The organism is Marinobacter sp. SS13-12, from assembly GCF_030227115.1.
Taxonomy (GTDB): Bacteria; Pseudomonadota; Gammaproteobacteria; order Pseudomonadales; family Oleiphilaceae; genus Marinobacter.
On sequence record NZ_JASSUA010000001.1, the window covers coordinates 618012 to 636423 of the forward strand.

The 18412-nt window shown below is 57.4% G+C and carries 17 protein-coding genes; all 17 read left to right on the forward strand.

Features of this window, described 5'->3' with window-relative positions:
• The first annotated feature begins 47 nt into the window (after positions 1-47).
• Positions 48-587 (forward strand): DUF3833 domain-containing protein, encoded by a 540-nt coding sequence (locus QPL94_RS02825; RefSeq protein ID WP_285357816.1) that lies wholly within the window; start codon positions 48-50, stop codon positions 585-587.
• A 22-nt stretch (positions 588-609) separates the two neighbouring features.
• Positions 610-1704, forward strand: a complete 1095-nt coding sequence (locus tag QPL94_RS02830) for an efflux RND transporter periplasmic adaptor subunit (RefSeq protein ID WP_285355370.1) — start codon at positions 610-612, stop codon at positions 1702-1704.
• 3 nt (positions 1705-1707) lie between these two features.
• Entirely contained in the window at positions 1708-4857 is a 3150-nt protein-coding gene (locus QPL94_RS02835) for an efflux RND transporter permease subunit (RefSeq protein WP_285355372.1), read from the forward strand.
• A gap of 411 nt (positions 4858-5268) precedes the next feature.
• Positions 5269-7155, forward strand: a complete 1887-nt coding sequence (gene mnmG / locus QPL94_RS02840) for a tRNA uridine-5-carboxymethylaminomethyl(34) synthesis enzyme MnmG (protein WP_285355373.1) — start codon at positions 5269-5271, stop codon at positions 7153-7155.
• 8 nt (positions 7156-7163) lie between these two features.
• Positions 7164-7826 (forward strand): 16S rRNA (guanine(527)-N(7))-methyltransferase RsmG, encoded by a 663-nt coding sequence (gene rsmG, locus QPL94_RS02845; RefSeq protein ID WP_285355374.1) that lies wholly within the window; start codon positions 7164-7166, stop codon positions 7824-7826.
• A gap of 2 nt (positions 7827-7828) precedes the next feature.
• Positions 7829-8623: a ParA family protein gene (locus QPL94_RS02850; protein ID WP_137436486.1), complete on the forward strand. Its 795-nt coding sequence runs from the start codon at positions 7829-7831 to the stop codon at positions 8621-8623.
• A gap of 51 nt (positions 8624-8674) precedes the next feature.
• The gene (locus QPL94_RS02855; protein ID WP_285355375.1) at positions 8675-9547 is read left to right on the forward strand and encodes a ParB/RepB/Spo0J family partition protein; all 873 of its coding nucleotides are present in this window, start codon (positions 8675-8677) and stop codon (positions 9545-9547) included.
• A gap of 261 nt (positions 9548-9808) precedes the next feature.
• A complete protein-coding gene (locus QPL94_RS02860) occupies positions 9809-10201 on the forward strand; it encodes an ATP synthase subunit I (RefSeq protein WP_285355376.1) in 393 nt (130 codons plus the stop codon).
• 15 nt (positions 10202-10216) lie between these two features.
• On the forward strand, positions 10217-11071 hold the full coding sequence (atpB, locus tag QPL94_RS02865; protein ID WP_285355377.1) for a F0F1 ATP synthase subunit A: 855 nt from the start codon (positions 10217-10219) through the stop codon (positions 11069-11071).
• Between the two features lie 48 nt (positions 11072-11119).
• The gene (atpE, locus tag QPL94_RS02870; protein ID WP_027830230.1) at positions 11120-11347 is read left to right on the forward strand and encodes a F0F1 ATP synthase subunit C; all 228 of its coding nucleotides are present in this window, start codon (positions 11120-11122) and stop codon (positions 11345-11347) included.
• 98 nt (positions 11348-11445) lie between these two features.
• On the forward strand, positions 11446-11916 hold the full coding sequence (locus QPL94_RS02875) for a F0F1 ATP synthase subunit B (protein ID WP_137436482.1): 471 nt from the start codon (positions 11446-11448) through the stop codon (positions 11914-11916).
• A gap of 12 nt (positions 11917-11928) precedes the next feature.
• Entirely contained in the window at positions 11929-12465 is a 537-nt protein-coding gene (locus tag QPL94_RS02880) for a F0F1 ATP synthase subunit delta (protein ID WP_285355379.1), read from the forward strand.
• Positions 12466-12493: 28 nt separating this feature from the next.
• Entirely contained in the window at positions 12494-14038 is a 1545-nt protein-coding gene (gene atpA, locus QPL94_RS02885) for a F0F1 ATP synthase subunit alpha (protein ID WP_285355380.1), read from the forward strand.
• Positions 14039-14104: 66 nt separating this feature from the next.
• A complete protein-coding gene (gene atpG, locus QPL94_RS02890; RefSeq protein WP_285355381.1) occupies positions 14105-14965 on the forward strand; it encodes a F0F1 ATP synthase subunit gamma in 861 nt (286 codons plus the stop codon).
• A 55-nt stretch (positions 14966-15020) separates the two neighbouring features.
• Positions 15021-16418, forward strand: coding sequence for a F0F1 ATP synthase subunit beta (gene atpD, locus QPL94_RS02895; protein ID WP_285355383.1), 1398 nt, complete (start codon positions 15021-15023; stop codon positions 16416-16418).
• 36 nt (positions 16419-16454) lie between these two features.
• A complete protein-coding gene (locus tag QPL94_RS02900; RefSeq protein WP_137436477.1) occupies positions 16455-16877 on the forward strand; it encodes a F0F1 ATP synthase subunit epsilon in 423 nt (140 codons plus the stop codon).
• 166 nt (positions 16878-17043) lie between these two features.
• A complete protein-coding gene (glmU, locus tag QPL94_RS02905; protein ID WP_285355385.1) occupies positions 17044-18411 on the forward strand; it encodes a bifunctional UDP-N-acetylglucosamine diphosphorylase/glucosamine-1-phosphate N-acetyltransferase GlmU in 1368 nt (455 codons plus the stop codon).
• Position 18412 lies beyond the last annotated feature (1 nt).

Consider the following 18412-nt stretch of genomic DNA (forward strand, 5'->3'; position numbering starts at 1 on the left):
CCGAACCGCCCAGGAGTGTAAAAGTCATGCAAAGTTCAGCCGGATTGATGGCCATTACTGGTTTGCCCCGCTGTCTGTGGTTATTGTTATCCACAGCCCTGCTCGTTGGCTGTGCCGGGCCAGCGCTGGAAGACTACAAGGATCGTGAGCCGGTACTGACGCCCCAGGAATTCTTCACCGGCGAACTGTACGCCCGAGGGGTGGTCAAGAATTTCTCAGGCGAGGTGATCCGTACCTTTGATGCGGATATTTCCGCCAGCTGGGACAGCGACGGTGTTGGCACGCTGGATGAAGAATTCCGGTTTGACGACGGCGAGGTGCAGACCCGGGTCTGGACGCTGACACCGGACAACGGTGCCCTGCACGCAGATGCCGGGGATGTGGTGGAGCCAGGCACCATGCGATGGCAGGGTAACGCCATCAATATGAATTATGTCCTGCGGGTGGCCTACGGTGACGACACCATTGATGTCCGTATGGATGACTGGATGTACCTGATCACACCCGACACATTGATTAACCAGACCACCATGAGCAAGTGGGGAATTGAAGTGGGGGAAATTGTGCTGGTGATCAGCAGGAAGTAACAACACTCTGAACGAGACGATTATGGTTAAGCAATGGCTGATCGCCCTGGTACTGGTAGTCCTGGCCGCTGGAGGCGCTTTTTCCTGGCACTACTTTGCCCAGGAAGACTCTGAGAGTGCACAGATGGAGCGCCCCGCAAGCAAGGTGAACGCGATCAGCCCCGGTATGGAGCTGGTACGGGATTCCGTCAACGCCGTCGGTAACCTGCGGGCCCTCGAGCAGGTTGAACTGACCACCGAGGTCAGCGGCCGCGTGGTGGAAATGAACCTCGACAGCAGCAAGCGAGTCAGTCGCGGCCAGTTGTTGCTTCGCCTTGATGATCGTCAGGCCAGGGCCGATCTGCAGGTGGCGGAAGCCACCCTGGCGGATGCACGGCGTCAGTTTGAACGGGCACAACGGCTGCAGGCCAACAACAGTATTTCCCGGTCCCAGGTGGATGAGCTCCGCACGGCCATGGCTGTGGCTGAGGCCCAGCGGGAATCAGCCCGGATCCGTCTCGACAACCACCGGATTGAAGCGCCTTTTGAGGGTGTGATCGGTCTCAGCGATATCAGCCTCGGTACCTACCTCGCTTCCGGAACCTCGGTTACCACGCTCGATTCAACGGATCGCATGGAGCTGGGCTTTTCCATACCCGAGCGCTTTCTCGGCCAGATACAGATCGGGCAGAGGGTTCGTGGAACCTCGCCGGCCTATCCAGAGGAAAGTTTTCAGGGTGAACTGGTGGAACTGGGCACGCGGATCAACGAACTCAGCCGTACGTTACCGGTGCGGGCGGTGATCGACAATCCCGATGGCAAACTGCGCCCGGGGCAGTTCATGTCCGCCAATCTGACCCTGCGGAAACGGGAAGCGCTGGTGATCCCCGAGCAGGCGGTGATGATTCGCGGTGCTGACAAGTACGTCTTTATTGCAGAGGATGGTGTTGCCCGCCGGGTCTCGGTTTCCCTGGGCTCCAGGTCCCCGGGCTGGGTGGAAGTGTCCGAGGGGCTGTCCCGGGAGGACCGGGTGATAATCACCGGCCAGGACCGTCTCAGCAGTGGCGACCGTATTGATGTGGTGGATGACGACAAGGCGATTCCGGATAATCGCTTCGCCAATTCCCGGGAGTCCTGATCCATGATTCTCTCGGACATTTCCATCAAACGGCCGGTTTTCGCCACCGTTATCAGCCTCTTGATCCTGGTTTTCGGTCTTGCCGCCTTGCGGGGCCTGCCGGTGCGGGAATACCCGGACATTGATCCGCCGGTGGTTTCGATTTCTACCGATTACATCGGTGCGGCGGCAGAAGTGGTGGATACCCAGATCACCCAGGTGGTTGAGGGGGCCATCAGTGGCATTGAGGGCATTCGTTCCATCGAGTCCAGCACCGAACAGGGTGAGTCCCGCACCTCCATCGAATTCAATACCTCCCGCAATGTGGATATTGCTGCCAATGATGTCCGGGATGCGGTTGCCCGGGTGGCCAATACTCTTCCCGAGGAAGCAGACCCACCGGTGGTGAGCAAGGCGGATTCTGATGCCCGCCCGATGATGTGGATCACCCTGCGCAGTGATGTCTGGGACAGTGCCGAGCTCAGCGATTTCGCCGACCGGGTACTGGCGGACCGGCTGTCCGTGCTTGATGGCGTGGCCGATGTTCGTATTGGCGGTGAGCGCCGTTATGCCATCCGGGTGTGGCTGGACCGGGAGCGGCTGGCGGCACGGGACATGACCGTCTCGGAAGTGGAGCAGGCGCTGCGATCAAACAACGTGGAACTGCCCGCCGGCTCGGTGGAATCCGCCACCCGCGACTTCACGGTGCGCGCCAAGGGGCGCCTGTCGGAGGTGGAGGAATTCCGCAATCTGGTGATTCGTCGTGACGGCAACGATCTGCTGCGACTGGGCGAGGTGGCCAATGTGCAGATGGGCGTTGAGTCTGACACCAGCCGCTTGCGGGCCAACGGTCAGACAGCCATTGGTATGGGTGTTATTCGCCAGTCCAAGTCCAACACCGTGGCGGTCTCGGATCTGGTCAGGGCGGAACTGGACCGGATCCGCGATACCCTCCCTCCCGAAGTGACTATCGCCGAAAGCTACGACGAATCCATCTTTATCCGTGCCTCGATCAAGGAGGTTATCTTCACCCTGGCCATTGCCGTGTCTCTGGTCATCCTTGTTATCTTCATGTTCCTGCGTTCCTGGCGAGCGACACTGATTCCGGCGGTGACCATACCGGTTGCTGTCATCGGGGCGTTTATCGGCCTGGGTGCGCTCGGGTTTTCCATCAACGTGCTGACCCTGCTGGCGGTGATTCTTGCCATCGGTCTGGTGGTGGACGATGCCATCGTTATGCTGGAGAACATCCAGCGGCGCATAGATGACGGTGAACCGCCCCTGTTGGCGGCCTATCGCGGTGCGCGGCAGGTGGCGTTTGCGGTTATTGCCACCACCCTGACGCTGATTGCCGTGTTCGTGCCTATCTCTTTCATGGGGGGCAATGTTGGCCGTCTGTTTGCCGAATTCGGATTTACGCTGGCGGCGGCCGTGGTGGTGTCCAGCATCGTGGCGCTTACCCTGACACCGATGCTGTGTTCCAAGTGGCTGAAACACAGTCCCGAAACCGAAGAAGGTCATCGCCTGTGGGCTGCCAGCGAGCGGGCTCTCAACGGGCTCACCAATGGTTACGCCCGCATGCTGCGGTTCTCCCTGCGCCAGCCGGGACTGTTGCTGGGCCTCGGTATGGTGGGGCTGATCATGGCGGTGGTGGTATTCCCGCAATTACCCCAGGAACTGGCTCCTACCGAAGACCGCGGCGTCATTATCATGCCTACCAGCGCGCCTCGGGGTTCCACGGTGCAATACACCGACCACCATGTCCTCAAGGCCGAAAAGCTGTTGCTGCCCTACCTGGAGGACGGCAGTGCCAACCGGCTGCTCTCCATCGTCGGGTTCCGCAACGAAGCGGACAATGCCTTCATGATCATGGGTCTGGCGCCCTGGGACGAACGGGAGATCAAGCAGCAGGAAATTACCAGCGAGTTGCGCGGAAAACTGGAGAGTATTCCCGGCGTGCGGTCTGTGGCGGTCAATCCGCCGGGCCTGGGCCAGCGCGGCTTCAATCAGCCGGTGGAGTTTGTCATTGGTGGCCCGGATTACGAATCCGTGCAGGCCTGGAGTGAGGAGATCGTTGAACGGGCGAAGGAAAATCCCAACCTCCTCAGCCTGGAAACCGACTTCGAGCTCACCCGCCCGGAACTGAATGTCACCATTGATCGGGAGCGGGCCGCGGATCTTGACGTAACGGTGGAAGACGTGGGTCTGACCCTGCAAACCATGCTGGCTTCACGGCAGGTAACGACCTATCTGGATCGTGGCCGGGAGTACGATGTTATCGTGCAGGCGGCGGAAATCGACCGGGCCACCCCCAACGATCTCGGGCGCGTATTTGTGCGTCCACGACAGGGTGGCGACCTGATTCCCCTGGAAGCATTGGTGACCATTGAAGAAGTGGGTGCAAATCCTGACCTGCGGCGGATTGACCGTTTGCCTGCGGTGGTTATCAGCGGCTCCCTTGCAGACGGCTATGATCTGGGCTCGGCACTGACCTACCTCAACAACCTGGCGGTGGATAACCTGCCGCCTGAGGCACGGGTCAGTTACAAAGGCCTGAGCCGGGAGTTCCAGGATTCCTCGGCGGCGATCTACGTTACTTTCGGGCTGGCTTTCGTGATTGTCTTCCTGGTGCTGGCGGCGCAGTTTGAAAGCTGGATTCACCCGATGATCATCATGCTCTCGGTGCCGCTGGCGGTGACCGGCGCGCTCTATGCGCTGTTTTTCTCCGGTATTACTCTGAATATCTACAGCCAGATAGGCATTATCATGTTGCTGGGGCTGATGGCCAAGAACGGGATATTGATTGTGGAGTTCGCCAACCAGCTGCGGGATAAGGGCTACGAAGTGCGTGAGGCCATTCTGGAAGGGGCAATACTGCGCTTCCGTCCGGTCCTGATGACAACAATATCCACTGTCTTCGGGGCCGTGCCGCTTGTGCTGGCAACCGGTGCAGGCGCTGAAAGCCGCGCCTCCATCGGCATTGTCATCCTTGGCGGGCTGATCTTTGCCACCACCCTGACCCTGTTCATTATTCCCGTGCTCTATAACTTGCTGGCACGGTTCGCCAAGTCCACCAATGCCGTTGAGCTCGAACTCGAGAAACAGGCCAGTCATTCCGCTGGCGGTCGCGGGGTGGCTGCCGCACCGCAAGCCAAGGAGATGGATAAATTCTGAGTATGCCGGGCCGGAAGCGGGACAGGTTGTGGATAAATTATTGGATAACCTTCGGATAAGCTCTGGCTAAAACTATAACACGCTTTTAAAAACAAGCGCTTAATTGGTGTTTCAGGCCCTCTGACGGCACTCCGGGAATGTGGATAACTTTCTTGAAAAGTTTTCTGAGAAGACATCTACAAGCCGCTGAAATTTTTCGGATTTCGCATTTTCCCTATCTGTGAAACCTGACGTGGAACCCTCGAACCTATCTGAGGGGGCGGGTCAGGGTTTTCCCTGCCATCCAGTCTGGTTAAAATTTGCACATTCTGACTGCAATTTACCGGGTGAGGCGTTATACTCCCCGCCCTGATTTTCAGGCTGTTTTTTATACTTGGAATTTTTTGATACCCCGTTTGCCGAGGTGATGTAGTGGATTATCCAACCCGTTTCGATGTGATTGTCATTGGTGGTGGCCATGCCGGTACCGAAGCCGCACTGGCAGCTGCGCGCATGGGTTCACAGACCCTGCTGCTGACCCACAATATTGAAACCCTGGGCCAGATGTCCTGTAATCCGGCCATTGGCGGTATTGGTAAGAGCCACCTGGTGAAGGAAATCGACGCCCTGGGCGGTGCCATGGCCATGGCCACCGACAAGGCCGGCATCCAGTTCCGGGTGCTGAACTCCCGCAAGGGTCCGGCCGTTCGCGCCACCCGTGCCCAGGCGGACCGGGTACTGTATAAGGCAGCCATCCGCGAAATCCTGGAGAACCAACCCAACCTGACCCTGTTCCAGCAGGCTGCGGACGACCTGATTGTCGAAGGCGAGCGCATTACCGGTGTGGTCACCCAGTCCGGCATTCGGTTCCGTGCACCGACCGTTGTGCTGACCACCGGTACTTTCCTGGGCGGTGTTATCCACATCGGTATGCAGCAACACTCCGGTGGTCGCGCCGGCGATGCGCCTGCCAACGCCCTTGCCCAGCGCCTGCGGGAGCTGCCGTTCAATGTCGGGCGCCTGAAAACCGGTACCCCGCCCCGTATCGACGCCCGCAGTGTGGATTTTTCCGTGATGCAGGAGCAATGGGGCGATGACCCGGCACCGGTGATGTCATTCCTGGGGTCCCGCGAGCAGCACCCCGAGCAGGTGTGCTGCTATGTCACCCGAACCACCGAGCAGACTCACGACATCATCCGCAGCGGCTTTGACCGCTCGCCCATGTTTGCCGGCAACATCGAAGGCATCGGGCCCCGTTACTGCCCGTCCATCGAAGACAAGGTCAACCGCTTTGCCGACAAGGACTCGCACCAGATATTCGTGGAGCCGGAAGGCCTGACCACCAACGAGCTGTACCCCAACGGTATCTCCACCAGCCTGCCGTTTGATATCCAGCTGGCGGCCGTGCGTACCATTCCCGGTTTCGAGAATGCCCACATTACCCGGCCCGGTTACGCCATCGAGTACGATTTCCTGAACCCGCAGGACCTGCGCCATACCCTGGAAACCAAGTTCATCCGGGGGCTGTACTTTGCCGGCCAGATCAACGGCACCACCGGCTACGAAGAAGCCGGCGCCCAGGGCCTGCTGGCAGGTATCAACGCGGCACTGCGTGCCCAGGAGCGGGACGAATGGTATCCCCGTCGTGACGAAGCCTATCTGGGTGTGCTGGTGGATGACCTGATCACCATGGGTACCTCCGAGCCCTACCGCATGTTTACCAGCCGTGCTGAATACCGGCTGATTCTGCGGGAAGACAATGCCGACCTGCGCCTGACCGAAACCGGCCACAGGCTGGGGCTGGTGGATGAGCATCGCTGGCAGGCATTCAACACCAAGCGCGACGCCATTGCCGCCGAACGCAACCGCCTGGAAACCACGCGAATCCATCCCGGTACCCCCGGTGGCGATGCAGCCAACAACCATCTGCGCCAGCCCATGAACCGGGACCAGACCCTGGCGGAACTGCTGCGTCGCCCGGAAATCAACTACAGCCATATTGCCCGGATGGCAGACGGCATTGCCGACGATCCCGTTGTTGCGGACCAGGTGGAAATCGAGATCAAGTACGAGGGTTACATCTCTCGTCAGACCGATGAAATCGAGCGCCTGCGCAGGAATGAGAACACCCGCCTGCCGGACGACATCGATTTTGACGCGATTGGCGGCCTGTCCAATGAGATCAGACAGAAGCTCAAGGAAGTCCGGCCGGAAACCGTGGCGCAGGCTTCACGCATCCAGGGTGTGACCCCGGCGGCGATTTCCCAGGTTCTGGTTCATCTCAAGAAGCGTGATCTTCTGCGCAAGCAATCCGCCTGAGTGCGCCCATGAACGATGTACTCTGGCAACGCCAGCTTGCCCAGGGCCTGGCAGATCTTGAACTGGAGCTTGATGACGCCAGCCAGCAACAGCTGCTGGCGTTTCTGGCATTGCTGAACAAGTGGAACCGCGCCTACAACCTGACCGCGGTACGGGAGTCGCGGGAGATGGTGTCGCGCCAGTTGCTGGACAGCCTGAGCATCCTGCCCTTTGTAACCGCCGAACATTTGCTGGATGTGGGCGCCGGTGGCGGGCTGCCGGGCATTCCCCTGGCCATTGCCTTGCCCCATAAGCGATTTACCCTGCTGGACAGTAACAGCAAGAAAACCCGGTTCCTGACCCAGTGCGTTCTGGAACTGGGCCTGAAGAACGTGGATATTATTCATGGTCGGGCAGAAAGCTGTGATCCCGCCATTCAGTACCGCCAGATCAGCAGCCGGGCGTTCACGGCACTGGACAACCTGGTCGCCTGGTGCGGCCATTTGCTTGCGGATGAGGGCGAGTTCCTTGCCATGAAAGGCCAGTTTCCGGATGATGAGGTGGCTGCACTGCCATCGGGTTGGCAGGTAAAGTCCCGGCATCCGTTGTCGGTACCCGGCTCGGACGGAGACCGGCATCTGCTGGTGATCGGGCGGGATTCCGGCCACAAGAATTTCAAGACAGGAGGCTAGTCATGGCGCGTGTGATTGCAGTGACCAATCAGAAAGGCGGTGTTGGGAAAACCACCACCTGCGTCAACCTGGCTGCCTCCCTGGCCGCAACCAAGCGCCGCGTGCTGCTGGTGGATATGGATCCCCAGGGCAATGCCACCATGGGCAGCGGAGTGGACAAGAATGCCCTGGAGCGCTCCGGTTATGACATGCTCACCAAGCGGGCCACCGCCGCCGAGGTGATTTTCCGGGCGGAAGCCTCTGGTTTTGATATCCTCCCCGCCAACGGCGATCTCACTGCCGCGGAGGTGGAGCTGATGAACGAAATCGGCCGCGAACACCGTTTGCGTCTGGCTCTGAACAAAGTGCGGGAGAACTACGATTACATCCTTATTGATTGCCCGCCTTCCCTCAGCCTGCTGACCGTCAACGCGCTCTCGGCGGCAGACACCGTGCTGATCCCCATGCAGTGTGAGTACTATGCTCTGGAAGGCCTGGCGGCGTTGATGAACACGGTTGAACAGATTCAGGAAACCGTTAATCCGGACCTGCAGGTGGAAGGCATATTGCGGACCATGTATGACCCGCGTAACAGCCTGACCCTCGACGTATCCGGTCAGCTCAGCGAGTTTTTCGGCGACAAGGTCTACAAGGCGGTGATTCCCCGCAACGTACGGCTGGCTGAAGCACCCAGTTACGGCCTGCCGGCGCTGAAATACGACCGCACCTCCAAGGGCGCGATAGCTTACCTCGCCCTGGCCGGGGAAATGGTTCGACGGCACGGTTCACAAAAGACATCCGCGGCCGTTGCCGTGTAAACTACCCCTCCTTTGCACACAGATTTTTCATCGGGAAGAATGACAAACACCATGGCGGCGAAGAAACGAGGACTGGGTGAGCGCGGACTGGGCGCCCTGTTACAGGGCTCCAGGGTCAATCTGGACCAGGAGCTGAAGGACCACGACGGCGAGCTGCGGGACGTTCCGATTGACCTGATCCAGCGTGGCCGGTTCCAGCCGCGCCGGGATATGGACCCGGCGGCCCTGCAGGAACTGGCGGACTCCATTCGTCAACAGGGTGTGATGCAACCGGTCGTCGTGCGCCCGATCGCCGAAGGCCGGTTCGAACTGATCGCCGGCGAACGCCGCTGGCGTGCCACCCAGATGGCCGAACTCGACAGCATCCCCGCCATCATTCGTGACGTGCCGGATGATGCCGCCATCGCCATGGCGCTGATCGAGAACATCCAGCGCGAGAATCTCAATCCCATCGAAGAAGCTTTTGCACTTCAGCGCCTGCAGGACGAATTCGGCCTGACCCAGGCCCAGGTGGCGGAGGCAGTAGGCAAGTCCAGAACCACCATCACCAATCTGCTGCGGCTGATCAGCCTGTCCGAAGATGTGCGGGTGATGCTGGAACACGGCGACCTGGAAATGGGCCATGGCCGTGCCATGCTGACCCTGCAGCCGGAACAGCAGATGCACGTGGCGAAACAGGTGGTGGCCAAATCCCTGTCTGTTCGCCAGACCGAAGCCCTGGTTCGCCGGGTTCAGCAGGAAACCCCGGGCAGCAAGAAAGCCAAGGGCGAGGTGGACCCCAATATCCGTGCACTGCAGGATGACCTTGCTGAACGTCTGGGAGCCCGGGTGTCTATCGACCATGGTCAGCGTGGAAAAGGCAAGCTGGTGATTGAATACACCTCACTGGACGAGCTGGATGGTATCCTGGGGCACATCAAGTAGTGTCATTGGTCGATAGTGCGAAAGTACTGACACGGCCCTAAAACACCACATGTCGTGATCGGAATTGTTTAAAAACACAACTTGTGTGATATTGATGGGATCTGCCGTGAAAACTGGCTATTTTTCCATCAAATTTTCCCGCCGCTTCTGTTGAACACCCATCGGTTAACACATATAATTTCGCGCGCTTGCATTAACTCCGGACAGGGTGTGACAGGAAGCAGGTTTCACGTACTCAGGTACATTTTTCAGGCTGGTTCCATGTCCCCGACCAGAAAGCGTATCAACCGGTTGCCGTTTTTGCAGTGGCTGGCAATCGAGGGCGGGCTCATTATCGTATTGAGCCTTGTCTGGTTTACAGAAAGTCGTTTGGCAGGTTATTCCGCTTTTGTCGGCGGTCTTATTTATGTCATACCAAACGCGTATTTTGCCCACCGGATGTACCGGTTTGAGGGAGCGCAGCACGCGCACCTGGTGGTGGGCAACATGTTCAGGGCCGAGACCGTCAAACTGGCCCTGACTGCCGTCTTTTTCGCGGCCGTTTTCATCTTAATAGAGCCTGTACATGTGCCGGCTCTGTTATTCACTTTTGCTGTGATGGTTGCGTTGAGCCCGCTTCTGCGTTGGTTCATCCGGCCACAACCACAGCGATGACTGGACGAGAGCAGTATGGCAGCTGATACCCCAGTAGAGTATATAAAGCACCACCTAACGAACCTGACCTATGGCAAATTGCCTGAAGGTTATGAGCGGGCGGATGGCACGGTTGTGGAAGAAGCCACCTGGACCATGGCCCGTACCGGGCAGGAAGCGGCAGATATGGGCTTCATGGCGATCCACGTGGATTCCATGGGCTGGTCCATCGCCATGGGTCTGTTATTCCTTGGCCTGTTCCGCTATGTGGCTAAAAGGGCTACAACGGATACGCCCTCTGGCCTGCAGAACTTTGTCGAAATGACAGTCGAATTCATACAGAACATCGTGCGCGACGTATTCCATGGCAAGAACCCGCTCATTGCGCCACTGGCCCTGACCCTGTTCGTCTGGATTTTCCTGATGAACAGCCTGAAGCTGATTCCGGTGGATTACATACCTTCCATTGCCCATGCAATGGGGCTGGAATACTTCAAGATCGTGCCCACCACTGATCCTAATGGCACTTTCGGTATTGCTCTGGGCGTTTTCATACTCATTCTATTTTACAGCTTCAAGGTTAAAGGTGCGGGTGGTTTCGCCAAAGAGCTGTCGTTTACACCCTTCAATCACTGGTCTCTGATACCCTTCAACCTGGTGCTTGAGCTGCTGGCGCTGATTATCAAACCGATCAGCCTGGCACTGCGTCTGTTCGGTAATATGTACGCTGGCGAAGTCATATTTATCCTGATTGCGCTGTTACCATTGTGGATTCAGTGGTCCCTGAACGTACCCTGGGCCATCTTCCACCTTTTGGTAATTACGCTGCAGGCCTTTATCTTTACAACGCTGGCTGTGGTTTACCTCAGCGCCGCGCACGAAGATCACTGATAACCGAAAATAAACCCTTAACTATCTGAGAAAACTGAGGAGTCTTCAATGGAAATGGTATTTATTGCAGCAGCACTGATCATCGGACTGGGCGCCCTGGGCGCTGGCATTGGTTTCGGTCTGCTTGGTGGCAAGCTGCTCGAGTCTACCGCTCGCCAGCCAGAGCTTGGCAACCAGCTTCAGACCAAGGCCTTCATCATGGCCGGTCTTCTGGACGCTGTTCCCATGATCGGTGTTGGTATCGCTATGTACCTGATCTTCGTTGTAGCTGGTTAATCAGCCGGAAGGGTTGTCGGGCGCTGCTCTGTTAAATTGCAGCGGCGCCCCGCTCTAACGGACACCGGGACGCAACGAATAGCAAGAGGTACACCGCCGTGAATATAAACCTTACGTTAATAGGGCAAACGATTGCCTTCGCTATTTTCGTCTGGTTCTGCGTCAAATATGTATGGCCTCCGATTACCGATGCCATGAGTGCGCGCCAGAAGAAAATTGCCGACGGCCTCTCTGCCGCAGATCGGGCTTCCCTCGATCTGGAACTTGCGCAGGAAAAAGCCTCCAAGGAACTGCAAAAGGCGAAGGAAGAATCCGCAGCTCTGATTGACCAGGCTAACAAGCGTGCCGCCCAGATCGTTGAGGCCTCCAAGGATGACGCTCGCAAAGAAGGCGAGAAACTCATCGAGCAGGCCCGGGCGGAAATTCAACAGGAGCGTGTTCAGGCTCGCGATGCACTCAGGGCAGAAGTGGCAGCCATTGCCATTGCCGGTGCCGAGAAGATCCTGGAAACCTCTGTAGACGCCAAAGCTCACAGCGAGATGCTGGACAAGCTGGCCGCAGAACTCTAAGCGAGGGTCACCATGGCAGAACTGACTACGTTAGCCCGACCCTACGCGAAAGCCGTTTTTGCTGCTGCGAAGGACCATGACGCTGTTGATCTGTGGGATCAGGCTCTGGCTTTTGCCGCTCAGGTTGCGGCCAACGAACAGGTGAAGGTCATCCTGGCCAAACCGGGCCTGGCTGAGCAACGCAAGGCGCAGCTTCTCGCTGACTGTTTTGAAGAGCAGCTACCCGAGTCGCTCAGCAACTTCCTGTCAATTCTTGCTGAAAACAATCGCCTTGCCCTGCTGCCAGCCATATCTGAGCTGTTCAGCCTCTACCGAGCTGATCTTGAGCGCACGGTGAAGATGCAGGTGAGCACAGCGTTCGAAATGACAGCCGAGCAGCAGCAGAAATTGATCGACGCCCTGTCCAGGAAACTGGAGCGCAAGGTCGAACTTGAATCCTCGGTTGATCAGTCTCTGATCGGCGGGGTGGTTATACGCACGGGCGACCTGGTTATTGACGCTTCGGTTCGTGGCAAGTTGGCAAGAATGGCCAACGCCGTGGGCTCCTGATTTCAGCACAAGGTTTGAGGACAAAGGCATGCAGCAACTGAATCCATCCGAGATCAGTGACATCATCAAGAAGAGAATCGAAAAGCTCGATATCTCTTCAGAAGCAAAAAACGAAGGTACCATTCTGTCCGTTTCGGACGGCATCGTGCGGATTCACGGTCTCGCCGATGTTATGTACGGCGAGATGATCGAATTCGCCAATGGCATTTACGGTATGGCACTGAACCTGGAGCGTGACTCCGTTGGTTCAGTGGTACTGGGTGACTACGAAGATCTGGCCGAAGGTCAGAAAGTTCGTTGTACCGGCCGTATCCTGGAAGTTCCGGTTGGCCCGGAACTGCTGGGTCGCGTTGTTGACGGTCTGGGTAATCCGATCGACGGCAAGGGTGAGCTTGGCAATACCCTGACTTCACCGGTCGAGAAGGTCGCGCCCGGCGTTATTGCCCGTCAGTCTGTTGATGAGCCGGTACAAACCGGCCTGAAAGCCATCGACACCATGGTGCCGATAGGCCGTGGCCAGCGTGAGCTGATCATCGGTGACCGTCAGATTGGTAAGACCGCGGTTGCCATCGACGCGATCATCAACCAGAAGAACACTGGCATCAAGTGTATCTACGTGGCCATTGGCCAGAAGCAGTCTTCTATCGCGGGCGTGGTCCGCAAGCTGGAAGAGCATGGCGCCATGGACCACACCATTGTGGTCGCTGCCGGTGCCGCCGATCCTGCTGCGATGCAGTTCCTGGCTCCGTATTCCGGCACGTCCATGGGTGAGTACTTCCGTGACCGTGGCGAAGACGCGCTAATCATCTATGATGATCTGTCCAAGCAGGCTGTGGCCTATCGCCAGATTTCCCTGCTGCTGCGCCGTCCGCCGGGCCGCGAAGCCTATCCGGGTGACGTATTCTACCTGCACTCCCGCCTGCTGGAGCGTGCCTCCCGGATTAATGCCGACGAGGTTGAAAAGCTCACTAACGGCGAAGTGAAAGGCAAGACCGGCTCACTGACCGCTTTGCCGATCATTGAAACCCAGGCCGGCGACGTGTCTGCATTCGTACCGACCAACGTAATCTCCATTACCGACGGTCAGATCTTCCTGGAAACCAACCTGTTCAACTCCGGTATCCGTCCGGCGATGAACGCCGGTATCTCCGTATCCCGGGTTGGTGGTTCCGCCCAGACCAAGATCATGAAGAAGCTCGGCGGTAATATCCGTCTGGCCCTCGCCCAGTACCGTGAGCTGGCAGCATTCGCACAGTTCGCATCGGACCTGGACGAAGCCACCCGGAACCAGCTGGAGCACGGTCAGCGCGTTACCGAGCTGATGAAACAGAACCAGTACAGCCCCATGACCGTTGCGGAAATGGGTACCGTGCTGTTCGCAGCTAACGAAGGCTTCCTGGATGATGTCGAAGTTAACAACGTCGTTAAATTCGAAGCGCAACTGCTTGACTGGATGCGTGCCGAACAGAAAGACGTGCTCGACAAGATCGGTGAAGAAGGCAAGTACGATGACGACGTTGCCGCCAGCCTGAAAGCTGCTCTGGAGAAATTCAAGACCACTCAAAGCTGGTAAGCCCGAGGCCCGCTACGGCGGGCCCGTTGGTCCACATGAGTGTCTAACTTGAAAAGGCAGTGACTTATGGCCGTCGGAAAAGAAATACGTAATCAGATCGGAAGCATCAAGAGCACGCAGAAGATCACCAGCGCCATGGAAATGGTGGCTGCGAGTAAAATGCGTAAGGCTCAGGAACGCATGAAGGCCACGCGGCCCTATGCGGAAAAGATGCGTCAGGCAATCGGACATATTGCCAAATCCAACAAGGATTACGTGCATCCCTTCATGAAGGAGCGTGACGTCAAGCGTGTCGGTTACATCGTGGTGTCCTCTGATCGGGGCCTCTGTGGTGGTCTGAATACCAATGCGTTCAAGCTGCTCGTTCGTGAAATGCGTGCATGGAAAGAAGAAGGTGTAGAGACCGATATCTGCGCCATCGGGCAGAAAGGCGCCTCGTTTTTCCGCAGTTATGGCGGAAACGTGGTGGCAGCACTGACTCATATCGGTGACAGCCCGAGTGCGGAGAAGCTGATCGGTAACGTCAAGGTTATGCTGGATTCGTTTGAGGAAGGCAAGATTGATCGCCTTTATGTGATCTATAACGAGTTCGTGAACACCATGACCCAGAAGCCGATCGCAGAGCAGCTTCTGCCTTTGCCGGAAGGCACTGATGAGGACATCGGTCACCAGTGGGATTACATCTACGAGCCGGATTCACGCCCCATTCTGGACGGGTTGCTACCACGTTATATCGAATCCCAGGTATATCAGGGAGTGGTAGAGAATCTGGCCTGCGAACAGGCTGCGCGGATGATTGCCATGAAGAGTGCGACAGATAACGCTGGCGAAATCATCAACGAGTTGCAGCTGGCGTACAACAAGGCCCGTCAGGCAGCCATTACGCAAGAAATTTCGGAGATTGTGAGCGGCGCGGCTTCGGTCTGATCCGGCGCACAATCCTACTGGTTTTATTGACTATCAAGATAACGAGGAACCGAGCATGAGTAGCGGACACATCGTTCAGATCATAGGCGCGGTTATCGACGTGGAATTTCCACGTGACTCCGTTCCGGGCGTTTACGACGCACTGCTGCTTGAAGGTGGTGAGACAACTCTGGAAGTCCAGCAGCAGCTGGGCGACGGCATTGTACGTACCATCGCAATGGGCAGCACCGAAGGCCTCAAGCGTGGCCTGAAAGCAGACAATACCGGTAAGCCGATTTCAGTACCCGTGGGTACCCAGACTCTGGGTCGTATCATGGACGTACTGGGCCGCCCCATCGACGAACAGGGCGAGATTGGCGAAGAAGAGCAATGGGCGATTCACCGTAAGGCCCCCAGCTACGCGGACCAGGCAGCTTCTGCCGACCTGCTGGAAACCGGCATCAAGGTCATCGACCTGATCTGCCCGTTCGCCAAGGGTGGTAAGGTTGGCCTGTTCGGCGGCGCCGGCGTTGGTAAGACCGTTAACATGATGGAACTTATCAACAACATCGCCAAAGAGCACTCCGGTCTGTCCGTATTCGCCGGTGTAGGCGAGCGTACCCGTGAGGGTAACGACTTCTACTACGAGATGAAGGACTCCAACGTACTGGACAAGGTTGCCATGGTTTACGGGCAGATGAACGAGCCTCCCGGAAACCGTCTGCGTGTTGCTCTGACCGGCCTCACCATGGCCGAGAAGTTCCGGGACGAAGGCCGTGACGTACTGTTGTTCGTTGACAACATCTACCGTTACACCCTGGCCGGTACCGAGGTATCTGCACTATTGGGCCGTATGCCGTCAGCGGTAGGTTATCAGCCTACTCTGGCCCAGGAAATGGGTGAGCTGCAGGAGCGTATTACCTCCACCAAGACCGGTTCCATCACGTCTATCCAGGCGGTCTACGTACCGGCGGACGACCTGACTGACCCGTCACCGGCCACCACCTTCTCGCACCTTGACGCAACCGTGGTACTGAGCCGTGACATCGCTTCCAAGGGTATCTACCCGGCGATCGACCCGCTTGACTCCACTTCACGTCAGCTGGATCCGCTGGTGATCGGTGAGCAGCACTATAATGTGGCCCGTGGCGTACAGAACGTTCTGCAGCGCTACAAAGAGCTGAAAGACATCATCGCCATTCTGGGCATGGACGAACTGTCAGAAGAAGACAAGCTGACAGTATCCCGCGCCCGTAAAATCGAGCGTTTCCTGTCACAGCCGTTCCACGTTGCCGAGGTATTTACCGGTTCCCCCGGTAAATATGTGTCTCTGAAAGAGACCATCGCCAGCTTTGAAGGTATCCTGAACGGTGAGTACGACGATATGCCTGAGCAGGCTTTCTACATGTGCGGTGGCATTGAGGAAGTTATCGAGAAGGCGAAGGCAATGAAAGAGAAGGAAAGCAAGAAATAAGGCTTCCTTCACTTTCAGACCCAAGAGGCATCAGAAATGGCTATGACAGTACATTGTGACGTCGTAAGTGCCGAGGAAAAAATCTACTCCGGACTGGTAGAGATGCTTATCGCTACCGGTACCGAGGGTGAGATGGGTATCCAGCTGGGCCATGCTCCGCTGCTGACCGAGCTCAAGCCCGGTTCAGTGCGGATCATCAAGCAGGACGGGAAAGAGGAAATTCTTTACGTTTCAGGTGGTTACCTGGAAGTTCAGCCCAACCTCGTGACCCTGATGGCTGATACGGCTATCCGCGCCAAGGATGTGGACGAAGCAGCGGCACTGGAAGCCCAGAAAGAAGCTGAAAAGGCACTGGCAAACAAGACAGGCGAGTTTGAATACTCCCGTGCCGCAGCCGAGCTGGCAGAAGCCGCCGCCCAGTTGCGCACGATTCAGAAGCTGCGCAAGAACGTTCGCTGAGGCCGGATTTTCCGGAAACAGCGTATCGGCAGCCGTTCGCCTGACAAAAGCCGCGTCCTGAAACGGATGACTCACCGGAATCTTTCCGGAACGTCATTTGCCAGGGAGGCGGCTTTTTTTGTTCAATACACCCAAACTCGCCATCAGCCCGGAGTGTGGTACATCTATGACATCCCTGCACGTTGTAATTCTGGCCGCAGGCCAGGGCTCGCGCATGAAATCCGCCCTGCCGAAGGTTCTCCACAGCATTGCCGGCAAACCCATGCTTCACCATGTCATGGACACCGCCCGAAAACTGGGTGCCGCTGGTATCCATGGCGTTATCGGACACGGTGCGGAGCAGGTAAAAGCCATCACCCCGGCTGAAGATGTGCAATGGGCGTTGCAGGAACAGCAACTGGGCACCGGCCACGCCGTGGCCCAGGCACTGCCGGCATTGCCGGACGATGCACGGGTGCTGATTCTCTATGGCGATGTTCCGCTCACGCGGCCGGAAACCCTTGAAGCGCTGGTTTCACAGGTAAGTGAGGATTCACTCGGCCTGTTAACGGTGACTCTGGATAACCCGGCTGGATACGGCCGCATCCTCCGCAATGATGCCGGGGATGTGACAGCCATTGTAGAGCAGAAAGACGCCACCGATGCCCAGAAAGCAGTCACCGAAGTGAATACCGGAATCCTTGCAGTATCCGCACGCCACCTCAAAGACTGGTTGCCACAGTTGTCCAACAGCAATGCCCAGGGTGAATACTACCTGACAGATATCATTGCCATGGCGGCTGATAGGGGCGTGCGTATTTCAGTGGCGCAGCCTGCCAACGAATACGAAGTACAGGGTGTGAATAACCGCCTGCAACTGGCGGAACTGGAGCGGTGGTACCAGCTTCAGGAGGCGAATCGACTGATGACCGAGGGTGCCACCCTGGCAGATCCTTCCAGGATCGACGTACGGGGCAGTCTGTCGATAGGCCAGGATGTGCTGATCGATATCAACGCGGTGTTTGAAGGCAATGTTTCCCTCGCAAACGATGTCAGCATTGGTCCCAACTGTGTGATTCGCGATGCCACGATTGGCGAGGGGACACGGATCGAGGCCAATTCGGTTATTGATGGCGCGGATATAGGCCGCGGCGCCCAGGTTGGCCCATTTGCGCGGTTAAGGCCTGGAACAAAGCTGGCGGACAGCACCAAGGTAGGCAACTTTGTGGAAACCAAGAAGGCCGACGTTGGCGAGGGCAGCAAGATCAATCACCTCAGCTATGTGGGCGATGCCATACTGGGACGTAATGTGAATGTGGGTGCAGGAACCATTACGTGCAATTATGATGGGGTGAACAAGTACAAAACGGTGTTGGGCGATGGTGTTTTCGTGGGCTCCAATACCTCCCTGGTAGCACCCGTGTCATTGGCGGACAATGTCACCATTGGTGCCGGCTCCACCATTACCCGCAACGTGGAGGAAGGCGAGCTCGCCGTCGCCCGCGGACGTCAGCGGAATATCGATAACTGGGAACGCCCGGTCAAAAAAGACTGAT